At 46.9% G+C, this 19,379-nt stretch carries 20 protein-coding genes; 10 read left to right on the forward strand and 10 right to left on the reverse strand.

Features of this window, described 5'->3' with window-relative positions:
* Positions 1 to 88: 88 nt before the first annotated feature.
* From hrpB to QJS83_RS03365, 3 genes are read right to left on the reverse strand one after another with little or no spacing between them, the layout of a single operon-like run.
* Positions 89 to 2,620, reverse strand: a complete 2,532-nt coding sequence (gene hrpB / locus QJS83_RS03355) for an ATP-dependent helicase HrpB (RefSeq protein WP_284607687.1) — start codon at positions 2,618 to 2,620, stop codon at positions 89 to 91.
* Positions 2,620 to 3,276 (reverse strand): 16S rRNA (cytidine(1402)-2'-O)-methyltransferase, encoded by a 657-nt coding sequence (gene rsmI / locus QJS83_RS03360; protein ID WP_284607688.1) that lies wholly within the window; start codon positions 3,274 to 3,276, stop codon positions 2,620 to 2,622. The genes hrpB and rsmI overlap by 1 nt, the downstream gene beginning before the upstream one ends.
* On the reverse strand, positions 3,277 to 4,023 hold the full coding sequence (locus QJS83_RS03365; RefSeq protein WP_284607689.1) for an HAD family hydrolase: 747 nt from the start codon (positions 4,021 to 4,023) through the stop codon (positions 3,277 to 3,279).
* A gap of 75 nt (positions 4,024 to 4,098) precedes the next feature.
* Here QJS83_RS03365 and QJS83_RS03370 point away from each other — a divergent pair, with 75 nt between their 5' ends.
* Genes QJS83_RS03370 through QJS83_RS03385 form a run of 4 tightly spaced genes read left to right on the forward strand, consistent with a single transcriptional unit; the run spans position 4,099 to position 7,183 of the window.
* A complete protein-coding gene (locus tag QJS83_RS03370; RefSeq protein WP_284607690.1) occupies positions 4,099 to 4,992 on the forward strand; it encodes a phosphate/phosphite/phosphonate ABC transporter substrate-binding protein in 894 nt (297 codons plus the stop codon).
* Position 4,993: 1 nt separating this feature from the next.
* Positions 4,994 to 5,773, forward strand: coding sequence for a phosphonate ABC transporter ATP-binding protein (gene phnC / locus QJS83_RS03375; RefSeq protein ID WP_284607691.1), 780 nt, complete (start codon positions 4,994 to 4,996; stop codon positions 5,771 to 5,773).
* Positions 5,748 to 6,758, forward strand: a complete 1,011-nt coding sequence (phnE, locus tag QJS83_RS03380) for a phosphonate ABC transporter, permease protein PhnE (RefSeq protein ID WP_284607692.1) — start codon at positions 5,748 to 5,750, stop codon at positions 6,756 to 6,758. Before phnC ends, phnE begins: the two co-directional genes overlap by 26 nt.
* Positions 6,759 to 6,778: 20 nt before the next feature.
* A complete protein-coding gene (locus QJS83_RS03385) occupies positions 6,779 to 7,183 on the forward strand; it encodes an acyl-CoA thioesterase (protein ID WP_284607693.1) in 405 nt (134 codons plus the stop codon).
* Here QJS83_RS03385 and QJS83_RS17450 read toward each other — a convergent pair.
* On the reverse strand, positions 7,101 to 7,421 hold the full coding sequence (locus QJS83_RS17450; protein ID WP_350159238.1) for a DUF2917 domain-containing protein: 321 nt from the start codon (positions 7,419 to 7,421) through the stop codon (positions 7,101 to 7,103). The genes QJS83_RS03385 and QJS83_RS17450 overlap by 83 nt on opposite strands.
* Positions 7,422 to 7,536: 115 nt before the next feature.
* Here QJS83_RS17450 and QJS83_RS03390 point away from each other — a divergent pair, with 115 nt between their 5' ends.
* On the forward strand, positions 7,537 to 8,967 hold the full coding sequence (locus QJS83_RS03390) for an aminotransferase-like domain-containing protein (protein WP_284607694.1): 1,431 nt from the start codon (positions 7,537 to 7,539) through the stop codon (positions 8,965 to 8,967).
* On the opposite strand, the gene QJS83_RS03395 is transcribed toward QJS83_RS03390, so the two are convergent.
* A complete protein-coding gene (locus tag QJS83_RS03395; RefSeq protein ID WP_284607695.1) occupies positions 8,964 to 9,878 on the reverse strand; it encodes a chemotaxis protein CheX in 915 nt (304 codons plus the stop codon). The two genes, QJS83_RS03390 and QJS83_RS03395, sit on opposite strands and share 4 nt — an antisense overlap.
* Positions 9,879 to 10,108: 230 nt before the next feature.
* Between QJS83_RS03395 and QJS83_RS03400 the strand changes: the two genes are divergently transcribed.
* Together QJS83_RS03400 and QJS83_RS03405 are read left to right on the forward strand one after the other, a co-directional pair.
* Positions 10,109 to 10,900 (forward strand): GYF domain-containing protein, encoded by a 792-nt coding sequence (locus QJS83_RS03400; protein WP_284607696.1) that lies wholly within the window; start codon positions 10,109 to 10,111, stop codon positions 10,898 to 10,900.
* A 32-nt stretch (positions 10,901 to 10,932) separates the two neighbouring features.
* Positions 10,933 to 11,913 (forward strand): hypothetical protein, encoded by a 981-nt coding sequence (locus tag QJS83_RS03405; protein ID WP_284607697.1) that lies wholly within the window; start codon positions 10,933 to 10,935, stop codon positions 11,911 to 11,913.
* Here the strand turns inward: QJS83_RS03405 and QJS83_RS03410 are convergent.
* The 5 genes from QJS83_RS03410 to QJS83_RS03430 form a co-directional block, all read right to left on the reverse strand.
* The gene (locus tag QJS83_RS03410; protein ID WP_284607698.1) at positions 11,910 to 12,263 is read right to left on the reverse strand and encodes a hypothetical protein; all 354 of its coding nucleotides are present in this window, start codon (positions 12,261 to 12,263) and stop codon (positions 11,910 to 11,912) included. The genes QJS83_RS03405 and QJS83_RS03410 overlap by 4 nt on opposite strands.
* A gap of 57 nt (positions 12,264 to 12,320) precedes the next feature.
* Complete coding sequence (locus QJS83_RS03415) at positions 12,321 to 12,983, reverse strand: HdeD family acid-resistance protein (protein ID WP_284607699.1); 663 nt, start codon at positions 12,981 to 12,983, stop codon at positions 12,321 to 12,323.
* Between the two features lie 94 nt (positions 12,984 to 13,077).
* Entirely contained in the window at positions 13,078 to 14,907 is a 1,830-nt protein-coding gene (locus QJS83_RS03420; protein ID WP_284607700.1) for an ABC transporter ATP-binding protein, read from the reverse strand.
* Positions 14,900 to 16,570: an ABC transporter ATP-binding protein gene (locus QJS83_RS03425; protein WP_284607701.1), complete on the reverse strand. Its 1,671-nt coding sequence runs from the start codon at positions 16,568 to 16,570 to the stop codon at positions 14,900 to 14,902. Before QJS83_RS03425 ends, QJS83_RS03420 begins: the two co-directional genes overlap by 8 nt.
* A gap of 103 nt (positions 16,571 to 16,673) precedes the next feature.
* Positions 16,674 to 16,814 (reverse strand): hypothetical protein, encoded by a 141-nt coding sequence (locus QJS83_RS03430; RefSeq protein WP_284607702.1) that lies wholly within the window; start codon positions 16,812 to 16,814, stop codon positions 16,674 to 16,676.
* Positions 16,815 to 16,916: 102 nt separating this feature from the next.
* On the opposite strand from QJS83_RS03430, the gene QJS83_RS03435 reads away from it, so the two are divergent.
* The 3 genes from QJS83_RS03435 (at position 16,917) to QJS83_RS03445 (ending at position 19,292) form a co-directional block, all read left to right on the forward strand.
* Positions 16,917 to 17,651, forward strand: a complete 735-nt coding sequence (locus QJS83_RS03435) for a helix-turn-helix domain-containing protein (RefSeq protein ID WP_284607703.1) — start codon at positions 16,917 to 16,919, stop codon at positions 17,649 to 17,651.
* 92 nt (positions 17,652 to 17,743) lie between these two features.
* Entirely contained in the window at positions 17,744 to 18,460 is a 717-nt protein-coding gene (locus QJS83_RS03440; RefSeq protein WP_284607704.1) for a hypothetical protein, read from the forward strand.
* Positions 18,461 to 18,512: 52 nt separating this feature from the next.
* Positions 18,513 to 19,292 (forward strand): murein L,D-transpeptidase catalytic domain family protein, encoded by a 780-nt coding sequence (locus QJS83_RS03445; RefSeq protein ID WP_284607705.1) that lies wholly within the window; start codon positions 18,513 to 18,515, stop codon positions 19,290 to 19,292.
* The last annotated feature ends 87 nt before the right edge of the window (positions 19,293 to 19,379 follow it).

Here is a 19,379-nt window from a genome sequence, read left to right on the forward strand (position 1 = left end):
ATCTCTTTTCGGAAATTTGTTGAAATAGTTCACTCAGATCTCAGGATGAGACATGCTTCTTGTTCCACGAAGATTGGGAACGTTTCAACTAGGTACGACGGCGGCCTTTTGCCTCTGGAGTTCCATCTGCAGGGTCCTCGGGCCATTGGTGTTTGGGGTATTTGATACGTAGTTCTTTGCGGACCTCGGGATATCCGTTCTTCCAAAAGCTTTCCAGGTTGGATGTCACTTGGACTGGACGGAAATTAGGACCTAACAAATGAAAAGTGATGGGGATCTGCCCGAAATACACTCTCGGCGTCGCCATTAAACCAAAGATCTCTTGAATACGGACTTCCAAATAAGGCGCTTTATCTAAAGGATAAATCACGCGTATTTTACTGCCGCTGGGAACGGTAATGCGTTCAGGAATTTCTTTGCGCATTTTTTCGATCAGAGCGGCAGGAAAAACATTTTCAAAAAAGAACACGAGATCTTTTTCCATCACGGTCTGCATCTTGCTTTCGCCCATGCAGGCCTGCGTGAACGCTTCGAGTTTAAGCGCCTCAAGATCGACATCCAAAGATTCTTGTTGGTTTAGGAACAACAAGCGTGACCACCAATGCGCAAGGTTTTCGTTATTCTTAAGGACGAGATCGAACTTGTCGCTTAAAATCTGCGGCAATTTTTCCGCGATGTCTTGGCTGGAAGCGGGCAGAAGATTTGGTTCATCCAAAGGAAGGCCGTAAAGCGCGCGGTACTCGCGCAAAAAGAACTGTCCCTTTTCTTCGATAAATGTGACGTCACGAATCTTTTCAATTTCGTTTTTAAAAATCCTTAAGACAAACTCTTTATCGAAGCCGGAAGCGACACTGACAATTGTTTCCGCATCCGAACTTCCTTCAACGCCGCTAAGAGCGACGAAGAATTCGGAGGATTTCACCAAGCTTTCGTTTTGCAGCTTTACGCCGCGTCCTCCGACCATGAGGGCTCTTTCGCTTTTGCCGCGGCGTCGGCACAAACGATCCGCATAGGCTTGGATCAAGATTTCTTTGATCTTTTCAAGCTGGGCTTCACGCTTTCGTTTTGCGATGGAAGTCTTTTGCAGCCTTTGCGCCGTCTCTTGAATTTGTCGAGCGGCCTGATCCACAGTCTGCAAGGCAAAGTAGTGTGCCTCGCGCGGAGCTCGTTGCGTGGTACGGTATTCCTCTAACGTTAATAGACGGGCCGTTAAATCACATTCCAGTTGATCTCCCAAGAATGAATTCACAGAATCTTTTTTGAGGACGTCACGCTCTTGTAATAGCGCCGCCATTTCCGCAGCAAGATCGACGCTGCCGTCTTCGATTCCGACCAGCATCAATTTGGCCAGGCGCACGGGAAGCGGAAAGTGCAGAAGTTTTTTGCCAAGGCCCGTGATTTTACCGGCGTCATCCAAGGCACCGGAAATTTTTAAAAATCGCAAAGCGCTTTGAATCGCGGCTGCGGGCGGTTTTTCAAACCAGCTGAAAGAATCAAAATCGGTGACACCTTGAGCGCTCAAAAACAATAAACTTTCAGTAAGATCGATACGCTGAATTTCGGCGACTTCACTTTTGCTAAAAGAAAGTTCGTCCATTTTATTCCACAAACGGTATGCCACGCCGGGGAACTGACGGGCGGCGCGTCCTGCTCTTTGAATGGAGCTTGAAAGACTGATACGCCCTAATTCCAATCGCGAAAAACCCGTGCGGTGATCTTGCTTCATGTTTTTTGCAAGACCCGAATCAATCACGGTATTCACGCCATCCAAAGTTACCGAGGACTCGGCGATATTGGTCGACAGGATCACTCTTTGTCGCGACGACTTCTGCAAAGCTTTTCTTTGATCTTCCAGATTCAAAGATCCGTGCAGGGGAATAAGTTCGATATTTTTCGTATCAGCCCAGGCTTGTAAAAGATCTTTGCTTCGGTCGATCTCTCCGACTCCGGGAAGAAAGACCAGAATATCTTTTGCCGTCTGCATTTGCGCGTCTTTGACCGTTTGAACCAGGTTTTCAAAAAAGGCCGGAGATGTCTGTAAAACCTGCGAGCTCTTCTGATATTTGACTTCCAGCTCAAAGAGCTTTCCAGGAATGCTGATGATCGGGGCTTCTCCCAAATAAGAAGAAATCTTTTCAGCTTCAAGAGTGGCGGACATCACAAGAATTTTGATGTCCCGGCCGAGCTCTTGCAGTTCGCGCAAAAGGCCGAGCGCAAGATCGACATGCATGGATCTTTCGTGGAACTCATCGAGGATCACAAGATCGACATCAGAAAGTTCCGGGTCTTCGATCATCTGTCTTGCTAACAGAGCTTCGGTCATAAAAATCAAACGCGTTTGCGCGGACGTTTTATTTGCGAAACGCACTTGATAGCCGATTTCTTTTCCGACCTGCCAGCCCTGTTCCTCGGCAATACGGTGGGCCGCGGCGATGGCCGCCATACGGCGCGGCTCAAGCACAACGATTTTACGGGGAACGACTTGCAACAATGCAGGAGGCAGGCGAGTGGTTTTTCCGGCCCCTGGTGCGGCGGTGATAACCAAATTTCTTCCCTGACGAAGTTCTTCGCTGATTTGCGGAATAAAGCTGTCGACAGGAAGGGAGATCAAAGAACTCATTATGCGGGATACATCAAGAGCATGAACTCCGCTTTTTCAAACGGCAGTCCCGAGATGATTTTTTCAATGGCGCCTTCAAGGATGGTTTCATCCTCTTGCGACAAGTTGAGGGTTAATAAGAATTTTCTTTGCGGAAAATGTTCTTTCATATCGTTTAAGGTTTTTTTCAAACGATAGGGTGTATCCATAATAATCACGGCGCGCTTTTCTTTCGTGAGTTCGCGCAGAGCTTTACCGCGGGCTTCTGTTTCCGCAGGTAAAAAGCCGCGAAAGACAAACTCATCCAAACGCTGGCCGCTTAAAGAAAGAAGACCCATCAAAGAGGAAGCGCCCAGAACGGATTTAACGGCAATTCCTTTTTGACGGCATAAACGTACAAGGTCTGCACCGGGATCGCAGAAGCCTGGTGTTCCGCAATCGGTCACTAATGCGACATTCTTTTCCGCGCACAAAGGAACCAAAGCGGCTTTGTCTTCGGGTTTGGAATGTTCATCCAGAATTTCGTAAGTTTTTCCGGAAATGCCATGGGCGCGCAAAAGTTTGGAGGCTTCCTTCGTGCTCTCGCAAATAACGACTTCACAGTTTTTTAAAACTTCCAACGCGCGAAGAGTGATTTCACCCACTTCCCCAATGGGAGTCGCAACAAGATAAAGCATTTAAGATTCCTTTTGGTTAAGCAGGAAGTTCATAATCCGCGGAAGATCTTCAGGTGGTTCAGCTTTGCCGGCATGAGTGCTTTCAAAAAAGATCATTTCTACGTGCGGGCAGAACTGTTCAAGATGGCGAAGATTAACGGGTTCATTTTCAAAGAACCAGATGTGCTCATAGCCGCGTTTATCAGCTTCGATAAAATAATCCGTTTTGAATTGGGCATCATCCATACTGCGATGAGGCTTTAAAACGAGATGCGCTTTTTCATGCAAAGGAAAGTCCCATTGCTGAAGAATTTCAAGCGAGCCCACGCCCATGCGTTCGACGTCTCGGCCGGTAAGATAAGCGATTTCAGCTCCGGCTTTATCGACGGCTTGAACAAACTCAATGGCGCCTTCATAAGGATTGTCGAACTGAAGATAGTGGCTGGAAAAAAAGTTTTTTAACCAGTATGCGCGGATGGCTTCTTGAAATTCGGCGTGGTGGCCGTCCAAGCCTGCGCGTTGCAAAGCGCCCGTGATTCCCCAATCAGAACGCAAGGTCTTAATGTCCTTCAACAGAGCGACTTGTTCCGGAAATTTTCTTTTGTTGTAAGGGGAGGCTGCAAAGTCGAGAAGAATTCTTTCCAAGCGCGGGCTAACGTCAAAAAGAGTCGAATCCAAATCGAATACAACCAGACTTTTTTTGTGTTCATTGTGCAGGGTTTGAATCTTTGCAAGGATACGCTCTAGCATATGGGGCCATCTAGCCATACAAGTCTAGTGAAATCAAAGACTTTTCTTGCTCGTGCAAGGCTATTTTCTATAATGAAATTGGAGGCCGACAGCATGAAAAGACTTCTCTCAACGATGGTCCTGTTAGCAGCTATGTTTGCGACGGGATGTCAGTTCAAAAAAGATGCTCTGGGAACGAAAGAAAATCCCATCAAGCTTCATCTTGTTCCTGCGGTGGATGCCAAAGTCCTCGCCGACAATGCCGAAATTCTAAAAACGTACTTAGAAAAACACACGCCTTACAAATACCAAATCACAATTCCACAGTCCTTTGTTGCAGTTGTAGAAGCGTTTGGCACTAAAAGGGCTGATGTCGCGGCGATAAATACCTACGGTTATTATCTTGCGCACAAGCAGTACGGTGTTGAAGCCAAGCTCACAGTTATACGTTACGGCCTTGCGACTTATCAGTCGCAGTTTCTTACTCGCGCCGACAGTAAAATAAAAACTTTGGCGGACCTTGCCGGCAAGAAATTAGCTTTTGTCGATCCCGCTTCAACATCGGGTTATCTTTTGCCGTTAAAAACTTTGAAGGATAAAAAGATCGAGCCTAAAGAAATCGTTTTCGCCATGAAACATGATTCCGTGGTCTCGATGATCTATCAGGGGCAAGTCGACGCCGGAGCTACTTACTACAGCCCTCCGCAGAATGGGAATATCGAAGATGCTCGTCGGATGGTGAAAACGCAGTACCCTGATGTGGAAAAGAAAGTGCGTATCATCGAGTTGTCAGAGCCGATTCCAAACGATCCTATCGTCTTTAGAAAAGACATGCCTGAAGAAATGAAAGAAAAAATCGTTTCAACCCTTCTGGAGTTTGTGAGTACATCCGAGGGCCAAAAATCCTTGGATCTGATGTTAGGGGCAACGAACTTAAAGAAAGCTTCTGACGCCGACTATGACACTGTCCGCGAAATGCTAAAGACTTTATCGCCCGAAGGGAAATAACGTGGCCGATGCGCTGTTGCGGGTTCGCAATTTAACTAAAACTTATGCCAATGGGGTCACGGCCCTGAAGAACGTCTCGCTCGAAGTGCATAAAGGCGAATTTTTGGTGGTGATCGGTCTGAGCGGATCGGGCAAGTCCACGTTGCTTCGCTGTTTAAATCGTCTGCACGAACCCACCTCTGGAGAGATTTTTTTTGAAGGCCGCGAAATCGGAGCTTTGCAAGATAAAAGGGCTATTCGCGCTCTTCGGAAAAAGATCGCGATGATTTTTCAACACTTCAATTTAATTCCCCGTCAAAGTGTTTTGAAAAATGTCTTGATGGGAGTCCTTGCGGAAAAATCGACGTTGCAAAGTATTTTGGGATTGTTTTCCGAAACGGAGAAGAAAGACGCTCTTGCCAATTTGAAACTGGTGGGCATTTCTGAAAAAGCCTCTTTAAGAGCCGATCAGCTTTCCGGCGGACAGAAACAAAGAGTCGCCATTGCGCGCGCATTAACTCAGAAACCGACCTTGCTTTTGGCCGACGAACCGGTGTCTTCCTTAGATCCCGCGACTTGTCGTGTGGTGATGGATTATTTGCGGAAGATCAATCAAGAACTCGGCATTACAGTGATCGCGAATCTGCATTTCTTGTCTTTGGTGCGCATGTATGCGACGCGCGTGATTGCGCTTAAAGACGGAGAAATCGTTTTCACGGGCCGACCGGAAGAAATCACCGAGGAGTGGTTCAAACGTATTTACGGAGAGGACGCCCATGCTTTTTCGCAGAACGATCTTTGACGGTATTCTGTTCGCATTTCTGCTGTCCGTTTTGGCGACGGTCGTAATATCGCCCAGCGAAGAACAGCTGTTGCAATTGGGAACGGTCGCTTTGATCGTCTTTATATTTTTTATTGCCGGTTGCGGTTTGAGTCTGGTGCTTAAAAGATTTCATGTCGTCACGTCGGGGGATATCCTTTTTAAAACCTCAGCGGCGAGTGAGGAGATTTCCTGGTACAAAACTTTTTGGGGCTGGCAGCTGGCTTTGTCCTTTACGCTGGCTTTTTTGGTGGCCTTTGCAAAGACCGAGTTTTCACTGATTGAACTTTTGGATGAAAGTGGTTTTGCCGGCGCGATGCGCTTGTTTCAAGGACTCTTTAACCCTAACTGGGATGTTTTACCGCGAGCGGTTCTAAATATCGTTGAAACTATTTTTATGGCGTTCCTTGCGACGACGCTCGCGATACCGTTTGCTTTTGTTCTCAGTTTTTTCTGTGCGAAGAACGTCATGCAAGGTTCTTTTTCCCGCGGAGTGTATTTCGTCCTGCGAACGATTTTAAATGTCACACGTTCGATTGAGGCTTTGATCTGGGCGATTATATTTTCTGTGTGGGTTGGAATTGGTCCGTTTGCGGGAATGCTGGCGCTTATGATTCACTCTATTGCTTCTTTGGCGAAGCAATATTCGGAAATGGTGGAGTCCGTTGAAGAAGGACCTATTGAAGCCATCGAATCGACGGGTGCCGGTAAACTGCAAACCATTTGGTATGCGATTGTTCCTCAAGTGCTTTTGCCGTATATTTCATTTACGGTGTACCGCTGGGATATCAACGTGCGCATGGCGACTATCATTGGTCTGGTCGGAGGCGGAGGTATCGGGACGATGCTTGTACAATATCAAGGACAGGCAATGTGGCGTGAAGTCGGTTGTATCATTGTGGTTATCGCCGTGGTCGTGTGGGCTTTGGATCAAGCCTCTGCGCATATTCGCGAAGCCTTGAAGTAATTCTGCAAAGAAGGTGATGTATGTCGGAAGTCAGCTCTTACAAAGTTCAAATCAAAGAACATCATGTCGATTCTTATGGGCATGTGAATAACGCGACTTATCTGTCGTTGTACGAGGAAGCACGCTGGGAACTCATCACGCCTCGCGGTTACGGCTTTAACGATATTCATCGTTTGAAACAAGGTCCGGTCATTTTGGAGGTCCATCTTAAATTCCTCCGCGAAATCCGTTTGCGCGAAACCATCAACATTACGACGAAGCTTGTCGGCTACAAAGGTAAAATCGGTCAGATGCTGCAGCAGATGGTTAAAGAAGACGGCACCGTAGCCAGCGAAGCTCTTTTCACTTTCGGTCTTTTCGATATGAAGGAAAGAAAATTGATTGAGCCCACAGCCGAGTGGAAAAAAGCTCTCGCCATCGAGTAGATCTTTTTTCGCATTTTATAGTCTGAACTTCTGCCAGGGACTCGTGAATCGCTTCGATCACGAGTTTTCCTTTTTTTACGTCTGAGATGTACGTGTCTCCAGCATGAAGGATGATATCACTTCCTTCTCCCGGCTGGGTCAGCCATAGGCAACCGCGAAAGCACCGTACTTTTACGTTCTGAGACGATTGCGTGTAAAGGTCACCTTTGGATAAGTGAATGTGGTTGCTATCACCCATTTCACACCTCTGACGCTTATAATACCTTTAAGTCTTTAATGGATACAGATACAGATAGTATGAATATTCATGGGTACAGTTTTCAAATCGGCTGTATTTGAGGTATAGTTGGATCATGGGCCAAAAAGAACAAATGCTTTACGAAAAAGTCGCTACCGACGTTGAATCCCAAATTCGTCGCGGAGCTATTCAGGTAGGGGACAAGATCACGTCCATCCGCAAGCAGAGCGAGATTATGGGTGTCAGCGTGAACACGGTTCTGCAAGCGTATTTGTTGCTAGAGCAAAAGGGCCTCATCGAGTCGCGGGCGCAATCGGGATTTTATGTCTCGGCTTTTCAAATCACGGAGGAAGTGCGCAAAGAAACTGAAATTCAGAAAAAACCAGCAGCTATTCAAATTCCTGATCTTGTGGCTGAAATGCTCGAAGTCGCAAGCCGTGCGAATTATCTGAATTTGGGAGCCGCATGTCTGGCTTCGGAACTTTATCCCAATGCGGCTTTGGCGCGTATCACACGATCCGTTCTGCGCAAAACAGCAGAGATCAACGCACGTTACGAATTTTCACCTGGAAGTTTGGAACTTCGCCAGCAGATCGCCAAACGCCTGACCCGTCAGGGAAACAAAGTTGCCGCCGAAGATCTTGTTATTACCAACGGCGCTCAAGAAGCTCTGCACTTAGCGTTAAGAACGCTGATGAAAAATGGGGATACGGTTTTGATCGAATCACCGAATTATTTCGGAGTTCTCCAGGCCATTGCGGATTTAGGCATGAAAGTGATCGAAGTGCCTGCGGATGCGCGTTGGGGAGTCGATCCCGATGACGTAAAAAAAATTCTTTCGCGCTACAAAATAGCGGGTGCGGTGATGATGCCGAACTTTAACAATCCCTTGGGTTCCCGCATGCCTGATGCGAACAAAAAAGAAGTGATGAAAGTTTTTAGTAAGTTTGGGACACCTGTGATTGAGGATGACGTTTATGGTGATCTCGATTTTTCAGGCGTTCGTCCTAAACTTCTTCGGCACTTTGACGAAGAAGGCTTGGTCCTGACCTGTTCCTCTTTTTCAAAGACTGTGGCACCAGGTTCCCGATGCGGGTGGATTTTGCCGGGAAAACACCTGTCGCTGTTTCGGAACTATCAGATCAGCTCCACTTTGGGAATCAATCGTTTGCAGCAAAAGATTTTGGCGGAGTTTCTGGCATCAGGAAGTTATGAGCGTCATCTTCGCAAATTGCGTCCACTCCTGCATCTGCAAGTGCAAAAGATTTCTCAGGCTGTTCTGCGGTATTTTCCGGAAGGAACGCGGATCACGCAACCTCAGGGTGGCTTTATGTTGTGGGTCGAGTTGCCGAAAGAAATCGATTCGGTTCTTTTGTACTCTCAGGCGGCGGCGAAAAAAATCAGTATTGCACCGGGCGTGATGTTTTCAGCCAACGGAAATTATCGCAATTACATTCGCTTGAATTGTGGTCTGCCGTGGAGATCCGATGTGGAGGCGGCGATCAAAACGCTCGGTGGGCTTGCGCGCCAGCAAGTGGAAGGTTAGGCGGCTTTCGCAACAGGCAAGGCCACAACCGTCAGAAAGAATTTTCCTTTGCTTGTAGAGAAAGGAATCATCATTCCCGCAGAGCCTTGAGGACACGTTACTTTTTGATTGGCGCCAAGAACTACCCGCGGAGTTGTCATCTGGACGCCATAGCTTGTGATCTCAGCTTTGGCATTTCCGAAGATGATATTGTTGATTTCACCGACCGCATCTTGGTTGTCAGGCGTGATTTCGGTTTGTTCTTCCATCAACATTGTCGAGACGACTTCCAGATAGCTGCCTTTATCAAAAGAGATCGTAAGATAGCCTTGGAAAGATTGACTCTTAATATCGATCACTGAAGACACTTCGCCGAGCATGCAATCCTGCGGCGATTTCTGACATACTTTTTCCATTTTCACGTCAGCGATACCGAATTGTTGGAAGACGGTCATCGTCGCTTTGATCATGGCGTTGATAACGCGCACGTCAACAGCATACTTCGTGGCAGCCGCCGTTGTTTTGGCATCGCCGGCTTGACCATTGTGTTCAACGTTAAGGATGCAAATCATCGCCGTAATCAACTCGTCAGGTGTTACGGGTTTTTTAAAAAATTTAGAACTTTGCAAAGACTCTGGCAAATCCGCGAGTTCTCTTTGCGAGATCACGATGATCTCCGCGTCTTGAGTGTTTTTGTAAGTATGGATGCCGTAAACGAAACCGCCATCCATCAGACGGGGAACTTCGGTATCGATGAGGACCATATCGAATTTTTGGTTTTCAGATTTAATAGCAGCTTCAGCACCATCTTTGGCGCGAACAACTACAGGGGATACTCCTGAGTTCTCCAGCTTTTTCAACAATGGCTCTTTAACCAATTGTTCGAGTTCGCTGTTGTTATCCACAATGAGGATGTTCTTTCTTAGCTTCATTTCTTTCTTCTGTATAAAAACCATAAACTCGTATCGGTTTAAAGAGACGCCTTCTTAAGATTATCTTAAGCGGCGGTAATCTATTCGGCGTCTTTGAGGAAGGCTTGAATTATATTTTTTGTCTAAAAGTTCGACGAAATTTTCCAACTTTTTTGAAATAAAATGTCTAATTTCCTACAGTTAAGTCTAGTCTTGTTTGCGCCGATAGGCTCTCTAAGGAGTACGAGAACATGGCAAAACAGTATTATCTATCTAACAACGGGACTCATATTGGTCCGTACACGCATGAGACGATCTTAAAAAAGATTGAGGCTCAAGAGAACCAATGGACTGACTATGTTTACGATGAAACCGTCGGAGAATGGTTGATGTTGTTGGAGCACCCTGAGTTCGCAGCAAAGCTGGCGCAAAAGCCTTCGGCTCGTCCAGGTAAAATGGCGGCTCCCGTTCCTTCGAAACAAACTTTGAAGGATAAAGAGTGGTTCATCCTGAAGGAAGGAAACAACTACGGTCCTTTCTGCCAATTAGAAATCATTCAGATGCTCCAAGAAAAAGCGTTGTTCGAATACGATTACATTTGGCACGCGAAACTGCCGGCCTGGAAACGTGTGGCTGAGCTTGAAGAGTTCTCCTCCGATAAAATTCGCAGTATGCGTGACTCTAAAGACGCCGACGTTGCGGAAATCTTTTTCCGTCGCCGTCACGCGCGTGCTTCTTACGGAGCCTCTTTGATTGTTCATAACAACAAAACTGTCTTCCGTGGCCAGGCGCTGGAAATCAGCGCAGGTGGTGCGGGTGTTTTGATCGACACGCCGAATTTGCAACCAGGTCAATCCCTGTTCTTGCATTTTCAACCGGGCGATGGCGTTCCTCCTTTCAACGCTGTTTGCCAGATCGTTAGCAAACAGTTTGTGAAAGACGCTAAGACTGACACAGAGCCTGTGAAGTACGGTGTGAAATTCACGACGCTCAGTCAATCTGTGCGCGAATCAATTAAGAACTTTACAACTAAAGCGGCATAATTCTGCCGCTTCCTGGACGTGAAAGAGGAACTATGAAAAAGGATTTTTCAGCAGTGTTTGTGGCCGTGATTGCATCAACTCTCATGGCCTGCTCCGGCGGCGTTTCGTTCGATCTCCCAGCGACCTCAGATAACTTCGGACAAAATATAACCTACAATAATAAAGTCGACATTCTCTGGATCGTCGACAACTCGTCTTCGATGTTGAAGCATCAACAAAATCTTTCAGCCCAGGTTCCTGACCTTGTCACGAAACTCAATTCACTAAAGATGGACTATCACATGGCCGTGGTGACAACGAGTATGGGGGGAACAACACCTGACGGAGGTAAGTTCATCGGAAGTCCTAAATACGTGACGGCTTCCACTCCCGATCTTGTGAACAGTCTTAAAAATCGCATGATCGTCGGCGAGGCGGGAAGTAATAACGAACGTGGTCTGGAGTCGATGCAAAACGCTCTATCCAATAGTTATCTTTCTAACGAAGGCCGCGGTTTTTTCCGCGAAGACGCTTTGCTCGTTGTGATCGCCTTATCTGACGAGAATGACAAAAGTGTCGTTTCAAATCCCGTAAGTCATTACGTTAATTTTTTGGATGGATTAAAAACTCCTTGGGTGGATGGCACGCGTTCGTGGGTCTTTAACTTTATTGGCGTTCTGCCTACGAGTACGAACTGCCGAACATATAACGATTATGCGGAAGCCGGTTTGACCTTCATTGATATCGTAAAAGAATCAGGCGGCGTGCAAGAGTCTATTTGCAGCTCCAATCTTTCTTCGGCAGTGACGAACATCCGTTCGCGTATTTATCAGATTCTTACTGACTTTAAGCTTTCGAAAATTCCAGTGATTGAGTCCATCTCTGTCACCATCAACGGTCAGGTTGTCCCGCGCAGTTCGATCAACGGTTGGGACTATATTGAAGCGCGTAACGTGATTCGCTTCTATGGATCGGCTGTTCCTGCTGCCGATGCGTCTATCAAAGTAGACTTCAAACCAAAAGAAGCGAACTAAAGCAGAGTGCAGGCTCCTTGGAGTTCTTTTCCAACGGGAGCCGCCGGGTTCACCAGCTTGCTTTTATAATCTTCAAAGACCGTCAAATGGACTTCGTTTGACGGATCATCCTTTGAAAGAATGAGGCGAAGAAGTTCTCCTGCGGCGGGGACTTCGATTGTGACAGGCATCTGTCGGGCTGGAGAAAAGAACAAAGACACTGTCGCATATTCTCCAGGTCGTCCTGTTTCATCCAATGTCATCGCGACGGATCCCATCGGACTTCCCATAAAGCCGTATTCGCACTTCAGTTGCTGAGCTTGAGCCAATCCAGGGAAAACCACGAGGAATAAAGAAAAAATGTTCTTCATAAGAAAAGCATCAATGAAACTGTCTTAGTTTGGCAAATTAAATTTGCAAGACACCGTTTAATGTAAAGAAGGTGGCTCTCTGTAATCTTCTTTTTTCTCGCTGCGATTTAAATCGCCATGTCGGTCGCCATTTCGCGTGTAGTGACGATACTCCACCTCTTCGTGGGATTCCGGTAAAAGAGAGTTAACGGTACTGACAAGATCTTGCCCCATTTTTCTCATCGCGGAACCTAAGCCGATAAGTGTAGCGCCGCCTAAAATAAGATCCACTCCGACAAACGTTCCGATGGTCCAAAGAGCTGAAGCCGGGAAGGTGTACAGAATCATCGCCGCCAGCAAAATAGAAATCGCGCCGTTGAGCGCGTAATATCCCCAGCCTGATGAACGTTCCACGAACGCACCAATAACTTTGGCGCAGCCACTTGCGAGCAAAAGAAAGCCGATCATCAATGTCAGCCCCATGGTGTTGGCAACAGGATTGACGAAGATAAGAACGGAACAGGCCAGAGCCAAGCAGCCCAATGCTACATGGGGCCAGAGCTGACCTGTCTTGCGCCCTTGAATGCCATAAACTATTTGGGCGATGCCGGCGACAAACAACACAGCTCCCAAAGTCATGACTGAAGCCAAGGTGGAAGCGGATGCAAAAATCAATGCACCAATTCCCAAAAGAACATAGAGGATTCCCAGCGTGATGAGCTGTGTGGATTTTTTCTTCATAAAAACCTCCTCATACCTTAAGCATGAGGGGTGTTCGGCAAAATCTCTAGGAAGACGAAATAAAAATGACAATCTACATTTTTAAGGATGCGACTTAAGAAGGGTCCCCGGGCTCAGTGCCTGCGGGACCATTGGCGGATTCATCAATCACATTGGTCTTCACGCCGACAGAGGCGAACTGATAATAAAGACCTTCTGCCTTCATTAACTCCGCATGCGAGCCGATCTCAGCAATTTCACCCTGATTCAAAACAACGATGCGATCGCATTGTTCAATCGTCGACAGGCGGTGAGCGATGATGATGCTCGTGCGGCCTTTCGTGATTTCCTTGGTCGCTTCTTGGATGATGTGCTCACTTTCCGAGTCAATGTTCGCTGTGGCTTCATCCAAAATTAAAATATCGGGGTTGAAGGCAAGAATACGGGCAAAGGCAATCAATTGGCGTTCACCGACGGACAGATTGGCGCCGCGCTCATCCACGGCACTTGAAAGATCCCGGCCTGTGCGAGTTAAAAGCCCCATGTAGCCGGTTTTCTCGCAGGCACGCTGTATTTGTTCTTCGCTGATGCGTGGGTCTCCCAAACCGATATTCTCGCGAACGGTTCCGCGGAAAATAAAATTGTCCTGCTGAACAACGCCGACATGATGGCGGATCTCTTCACGAGGAATACGCTCCAGCGCAATGCCATCGACAAAGATGGATTTTTCAGGGGCATCGTAAAAACGCTGCAATAACGAAATGAACGTGGATTTGCCGCTGCCTGTGCGGCCGACCAATGCGATAGATTCACCGGGTTTGATGTGCAGGGAAATACCTTTCAGCACCATCGGCAAATTGGCTTCGTATTGGAAATTCAAATTGCGAATGTCGAGCTCACCGCGAATCATGCCTGGTGAATGCAGATTTTCCAGTTCATATTCTTCCGGCTCATCCATCAGCGTGAAAATACGCTCGGCACTGGTCAATGAGTTTTGGAATTGTTGGTATTTTTCCAGGATCTCACGTAACGGCGGGATGAAGTCTTGAATGTTCATCAAAAACGCGACCAAGGCGCCGATGGCGATAGAGCCTTCAGCACTTAACAGACCGCCATAATAAAGAGCTGCGGTGATTGTTGTCGCGTTGAAAAGATTCATAATCGGTTGCATCAGCGCATAAGCCCGGATCGAACGCATATTCGTTTCGCGGTAATCGTTTGAAAGCACCGAAAACGTATCGCGATTGCGAGTCACGCGGTTGTAGAGCTGAACGACTTTAATGCCGTTAAGATTCTCCGCCAAAAAAGCGTTGATCAGCGACAGTTTCTTTTTCTGTTCGCGCAAGATGTCGCGGATGCGATTGCTTAAATAAAACGACGCCCAAATGAATAGCGGCGCTAAAAGCAACGACACCAGTGTCAGCTTCCATGAAATCACCGCTAATGCGATAACGACCGAGATAATGATCACAGTATGAGTAAAGACCGCGATCACGCCATCGGTGAAAAGCTCGCCCAAGGACATCACGTCATTGGTCAGACGGGTCACAATACGCCCAGTGGGTGTCTTATTGAAAAACTGCAGGGGCAGTCTTTGCACGTGACCCATCAAATCTTCACGCAAATGAAACAGCATGCGATTGCCAAAAAGCTGGAACAGATAGACGTTGGCAAATGAAAAACAAGAACGGAAAATTTCCAGGATCAAGTAAGCATAAGCCACTTGCGTGAAAACGCTATAGTCTTTGCCTTTGATGCCGTGATCGATCGCATAACCGATAAGCGCGGGTATCAAACGTGCGACAATGGCGCCGCCGGCAACGGCAAAAATCGCCGAGAAAAGCAGAACCTTTTCTTTGCGGGCATAAGGCCATAATCTTTTAAAAAGGCCGGGGTAAGTGATTTTGGTTTTAACCAAATCCTCATGCATGAAATTCTCACTCATGGGAGTCTCCTTGGCCTTGGATTTGAACAATTTTTTGGAAGGTCGGACTGCTCTTCAGAACGTCTTCGAAAGCTCCCAATGCTTCCACTTGTCCGTCTTTAAGAATCAGCAATTTGTTCACGGCCTTTAACGAAGACAGACGGTGCGCCACAATAATACGAGTCATCGTGGAGCGGCTTTTTGCAAGTTCCTCTTCGATGGCTTTTTCTGTGCGCGTGTCGACAGCACTTAAAGAATCGTCTAAAACTAAAACGGGCGTCTTCATAATAAGGCCGCGCGCAATCGTCAGACGCTGTTTTTGTCCGCCCGAAAGATTGACGCCTCTTTCGCCAAGTTGTGAATCGTACTTGTGCGGTAAAGAGTCGATTTCTTTGCTAAGATCCACGATTTCTGTCATGCGCAGGATCTCTTCTTCCGAAGCTCTCTCTTTCAGACCGAAGCTGACGTTGTCGGAAATGGTTTCGCTAAATAAGAACGCCTCTTGCGGAACAAGCAGGAATGTGCGGCGTAGTGAATCCTGAGTGATTTGTTCGATCGGAATGCCATTGATAAGAATTTCGCCTTCTTCCAAAGGATACATCCGCGAAAGCAAGTGCAATAACGTCGTTTTGCCTGCGCCCACCGGCCCCATGATACCGAGGCTTTCGCCGGCCTTCAGAGTGAAGGACACGTTTTTAAGAACGTAGACAGAACCGCGGTTGTGTCGGTAAGAAACATTTTTGAACTCAAGACTTTCGAAAGTCTTAAGCACGTGCGTTCCATTGTCGGGAATGTCGGTTTCCGTTTTCAGAACTTCTTTGATGCGATCAAAGGATGCGTAACCTTTTTGGAAATAAGAAAAGCCCATTCCCAACGCCGTCATCGGCCACACCATTTTTTGAATATAGCGGTGAAAAGCAACGAAAGTACCGATAGAAACTACACCAGAATAAATATCATCCTTAGCGACAAAAAGCAGGATCACGCTTCCGGAGGTCACGCCGAACTCCATGACCGGAATAAAGAAAGCATCAACGCGTGCGACTTTGTTGCAGGCCTTTTCAAATGCGGAGCTGACCGAGTTAAAAAGTTTTGTGCGATTGTCTTCCTGCGCGAAACTTTTTATCACGCGAATGCCGCCGACGGTTTCTTGCGCAACGCCGGTCAGTTCGGAAAAACGATCCTGTTGCGCTTTATAATTGGTGTGAATCAAACGCATCACTCGCCAAATTAAAAGAGGCACAAGAGGCAGAAAGACCAACGTTTTCCAAGTCCATTCCCAATTCATGCTAATCATGATCGGAAGGACCACGGCGATAATGATCACGCCGTCAGCGAGGATCAAAAGACCGGGCCCGATAGCCTGACGGAACGACTGCACGTCGTTGGTCACCAAGCTCATCAATTCACCTACTTGATTCTTGTGAAAGAAGTTCGGACCTAAGGAAGTCATGTGGCGGAAAATTTTTTGGCGGATGTGTTCCGCCGCATGCGTGTGAAACTTCCCGAAATTCGTGCGCCAGCTATAGCGGCTGATCGCAAGACCCGCCATGACGGCAAAAAAGATCAAACAAGTTTTTCCGATGGCGTTCAGCGGAACTTGAGACTCGATTTGATCAATCGCCGTTTTCATGATCAACGGATAAATGCCGTCAAGCACGTTTGTGATGATCAGAAAAATCATCCCCAAACTGAAAGCTCGGGGATTGTTTTTAATGTAAAACCAAAGAGGACGATTGAATAAGGTCGGGTTTTCAGAGGAGCTTTGCATTCACCAGGAACTCTATTTAATCCTTACCGAGTCGGCAAGAACTTTGGGTCCAAAGACCGTATTGCTCCTGGCGTCGTTCAAAGGCTCTTTGTTCCCAGCCATAGAAAAAAGGTCTCTTTTGTAAAAAACGATCTACAAGAAACTTAAAGATGTTCATACAGCCTCCTCATTCCTAAATATAGATTCGGCTGTTTGGTCCTATCATTCAATACCCTTGATCTAAGTACTATTATGCAATACCCTGGTTTTGGGAGTTGATATGTCACAGATTGACCAATTTTTAAGTTCATTAAAACGCGCTTTAAAGACGAAGAATATTCTCTACAAGGATCTAGCGAAGGCTTTGAATCTGAGTGAATCTAGCGTAAAGAGAATCCTCTCGAATAAAAGTCTCAGCTTGGAACGCTTGGAGGAGATCTGTCGTGTCGCGGATCTCAGCTTTTCCGAAGTCGTGAAATCGGCAAATCTCGACGAAGCCAATCAAGTGATGCTTCTCTCGGACGAGCAAGAAAAAGCGTTGGCTGAAAACGCGCGTCTTTTGCATTACTTCATGATGTTGCATGAAGGAAAAACGCCGCAAAAAATTGAGCGCGAGTATCAAATCCCCAGTGCAGAATCAAAAAAATATCTATTTCAACTGGATCGACTGAATTTGATCGAACTTCATCCGCGGGATAAAGTGAAACTGAAACGCCAAGGTTTTCTGCGTTTTCGCCGGGACGGACCTGTCGGGAAAGCTCTTTTCGAGCAAACAAAAAGCAACTACCTAAACTACGACTTCCGCACCGAGGATTATATTCGTTTTGCCCTGATAAAAATCAGTCCGTCGACTTTGGCGAAATACAAAGCGAAATTGGATCGTCTGCTTATGGAGATGCAGGAAGAGGCCAAATTTGAAGGGGAGCACAACGTTCCTGTCGGCGATACCGGGATTCTTTTGTCATTCCGGCCTTGGCAGTACTCTTATATGGGCGCGATCAAAAAGAAAGATTAGTTCTCTGTCGAGATTTTTGACAGGCCCGCATTTTTTTCATGTTCCTGGAGGTTTCGGTCGGGAACCTTCAGGGGTTTATGCTATAAAAAGATATGTTTTTAAAGCGCGTGCTTCGTCTCGTACCGATGATTCTGCTCTCTGTTTTTTTCGTAGAAACAGTTCAGGCGCGCGCTTGTCTGACCGATCACATCCGTGACGCTTTGAAAATTAACAAAGAGCGCGCGCCTCACTATGCGCGTCTTTCACAAGGGCGCAGTGCCGAGATTTCAAAACGTCTCATCAGCATGGAAAGAAAATTGTCGTTTATCGTGCCATTTGCAGATGCATGGGCGATTCCGTATCACATGGCCGGAGTCAATATTCTTTGCGATGACTTTATCGACATGGCTTATACGCCGAAATTTCGCTCGCAAAATCCTGAGGGCGCTGATTCTATTTTAAACTTTCGTCGTCCTAACGTGGAAACTATCAAAGCGCGTCTTTTTGAATTGTATAAAGCCAAAGACTATCAGGGGCTGGCTTACTACGCCGATCACAAAATTCATGAACTTGAAAGCGTGCCTCGCTACAACTGCATGGTCCGTCACGTGCTTGAATCCATTCGCAGAATGGCGGCACTGGCGCCTCTTCACGATCAAAAGGCGCGGCACTCCTTGGGAGTTTCCTCCTTGTTCCTATCGCGAACAGTATTAAGATCACACATTCTTCTTTTGGATGAATCCACTTTGATCGATACGCTAGCGGCTCCTTTGCAATCCGAAGGTTTGCCAATCGTCTGTCAGGATGTTCCCGCCATTCCTTGGCCATGACCTTTCGTAAACTTAATTTGCTGATGTTCCGTGGTCGTACAAGAGTGTTTGCATGGCGACGCTTACACGAACTCTTTTGCAAATTTCTTTTTTCATAATCTTTATTGCCAATTCCATTGCCCATGCGGAGTCGCTGTTTCAGCGTCAGCTTCCCGACGGGCGCCTCGTTTTCGATGCGATTCTTGAACAAGGAATTCCGCGGCCCGCGCTCGATTTGATTTTTCGCATGTATGACTACAATGAAGGTTTAATTCCGAACACCACGCATACGGTGTTGGTCGATTACTCTTTGCCCTCGACAAGCAAACGCCTTTTTTTGATCAATCTAGAGACGGCCCTAGTGGAAAGTTTTTATGTCGCGCACGGGATTCGTTCGGGCGTCGTCGAGTCGCGCAGCTTTTCCAACATGACGGACTCGTGGAAAAGCTCGTTGGGATTTTTCTTTGCAAAAGGCACTTATAACAGTCAGAAAAATGGCTTGTCTCTTTATCTGGAGGGAATTGATCGCTCGAATGACAACGCCAAAAATCGCGCGATCGTTTTGCACGGAGCAAAGTATGTCAGTGAAGAGTTCATCCGCAATAACGGAAGACTAGGGTGGAGTGAAGGGTGTTTTGCCGTCGGTCTAGAGCACGTTAACACTCTTGTGAATCTGCTCCAGAATGGCAGTATTCTTTTTTCTTATCACAAAGATCTCATAGGACTTTCCCGCCGCTATCCATCCGATCAAAGTCTTTATGGCCAGGAAATTCTCCCGCCCGGAGTCAACACCCGACGAACGCCGGGAGAGGGCGGAGGATTCGTTGGCAATGGAGTTCAGGAACCGTTTTAATCTGAAACGGAAAAATATATTCTCCTCGCAATCTTTCGAGACTGCTTCAGGTCATTAAGTAAATACCGATGAACTCCCCGTGCGTTA

It is taken from the genome of Bdellovibrio sp. 22V (assembly GCF_030169785.1).
GTDB lineage: Bacteria > Bdellovibrionota > Bdellovibrionia > Bdellovibrionales > Bdellovibrionaceae > Bdellovibrio.

What these genes read in the sequence shown, in the direction of transcription:
- hrpB (WP_284607687.1), bottom strand. Translation starts at nt 2,620, where the DNA reads ATGAGTTCTTTGATCTCCCTTCCTGTCGACAGCTTTATTCCGCAAATC.
- rsmI (WP_284607688.1), bottom strand. Translation starts at nt 3,276, where the DNA reads ATGCTTTATCTTGTTGCGACTCCCATTGGGGAAGTGGGTGAAATCACT.
- QJS83_RS03365 (WP_284607689.1), bottom strand. Translation starts at nt 4,023, where the DNA reads ATGGCTAGATGGCCCCATATGCTAGAGCGTATCCTTGCAAAGATTCAA.
- QJS83_RS03370 (WP_284607690.1), top strand. Translation starts at nt 4,099, where the DNA reads ATGAAAAGACTTCTCTCAACGATGGTCCTGTTAGCAGCTATGTTTGCG.
- phnE (WP_284607692.1), top strand. Translation starts at nt 5,748, where the DNA reads ATGCTTTTTCGCAGAACGATCTTTGACGGTATTCTGTTCGCATTTCTG.
- QJS83_RS03385 (WP_284607693.1), top strand. Translation starts at nt 6,779, where the DNA reads ATGTCGGAAGTCAGCTCTTACAAAGTTCAAATCAAAGAACATCATGTC.
- QJS83_RS17450 (WP_350159238.1), bottom strand. Translation starts at nt 7,421, where the DNA reads ATGGGTGATAGCAACCACATTCACTTATCCAAAGGTGACCTTTACACG.
- QJS83_RS03390 (WP_284607694.1), top strand. Translation starts at nt 7,537, where the DNA reads ATGGGCCAAAAAGAACAAATGCTTTACGAAAAAGTCGCTACCGACGTT.
- QJS83_RS03395 (WP_284607695.1), bottom strand. Translation starts at nt 9,878, where the DNA reads ATGAAGCTAAGAAAGAACATCCTCATTGTGGATAACAACAGCGAACTC.
- QJS83_RS03400 (WP_284607696.1), top strand. Translation starts at nt 10,109, where the DNA reads ATGGCAAAACAGTATTATCTATCTAACAACGGGACTCATATTGGTCCG.
- QJS83_RS03405 (WP_284607697.1), top strand. Translation starts at nt 10,933, where the DNA reads ATGAAAAAGGATTTTTCAGCAGTGTTTGTGGCCGTGATTGCATCAACT.
- QJS83_RS03410 (WP_284607698.1), bottom strand. Translation starts at nt 12,263, where the DNA reads ATGAAGAACATTTTTTCTTTATTCCTCGTGGTTTTCCCTGGATTGGCT.
- QJS83_RS03415 (WP_284607699.1), bottom strand. Translation starts at nt 12,983, where the DNA reads ATGAAGAAAAAATCCACACAGCTCATCACGCTGGGAATCCTCTATGTT.
- QJS83_RS03420 (WP_284607700.1), bottom strand. Translation starts at nt 14,907, where the DNA reads ATGAGTGAGAATTTCATGCATGAGGATTTGGTTAAAACCAAAATCACT.
- QJS83_RS03425 (WP_284607701.1), bottom strand. Translation starts at nt 16,570, where the DNA reads ATGATTTTTCTGATCATCACAAACGTGCTTGACGGCATTTATCCGTTG.
- QJS83_RS03430 (WP_284607702.1), bottom strand. Translation starts at nt 16,814, where the DNA reads ATGAACATCTTTAAGTTTCTTGTAGATCGTTTTTTACAAAAGAGACCT.
- QJS83_RS03435 (WP_284607703.1), top strand. Translation starts at nt 16,917, where the DNA reads ATGTCACAGATTGACCAATTTTTAAGTTCATTAAAACGCGCTTTAAAG.
- QJS83_RS03440 (WP_284607704.1), top strand. Translation starts at nt 17,744, where the DNA reads ATGTTTTTAAAGCGCGTGCTTCGTCTCGTACCGATGATTCTGCTCTCT.
- QJS83_RS03445 (WP_284607705.1), top strand. Translation starts at nt 18,513, where the DNA reads ATGGCGACGCTTACACGAACTCTTTTGCAAATTTCTTTTTTCATAATC.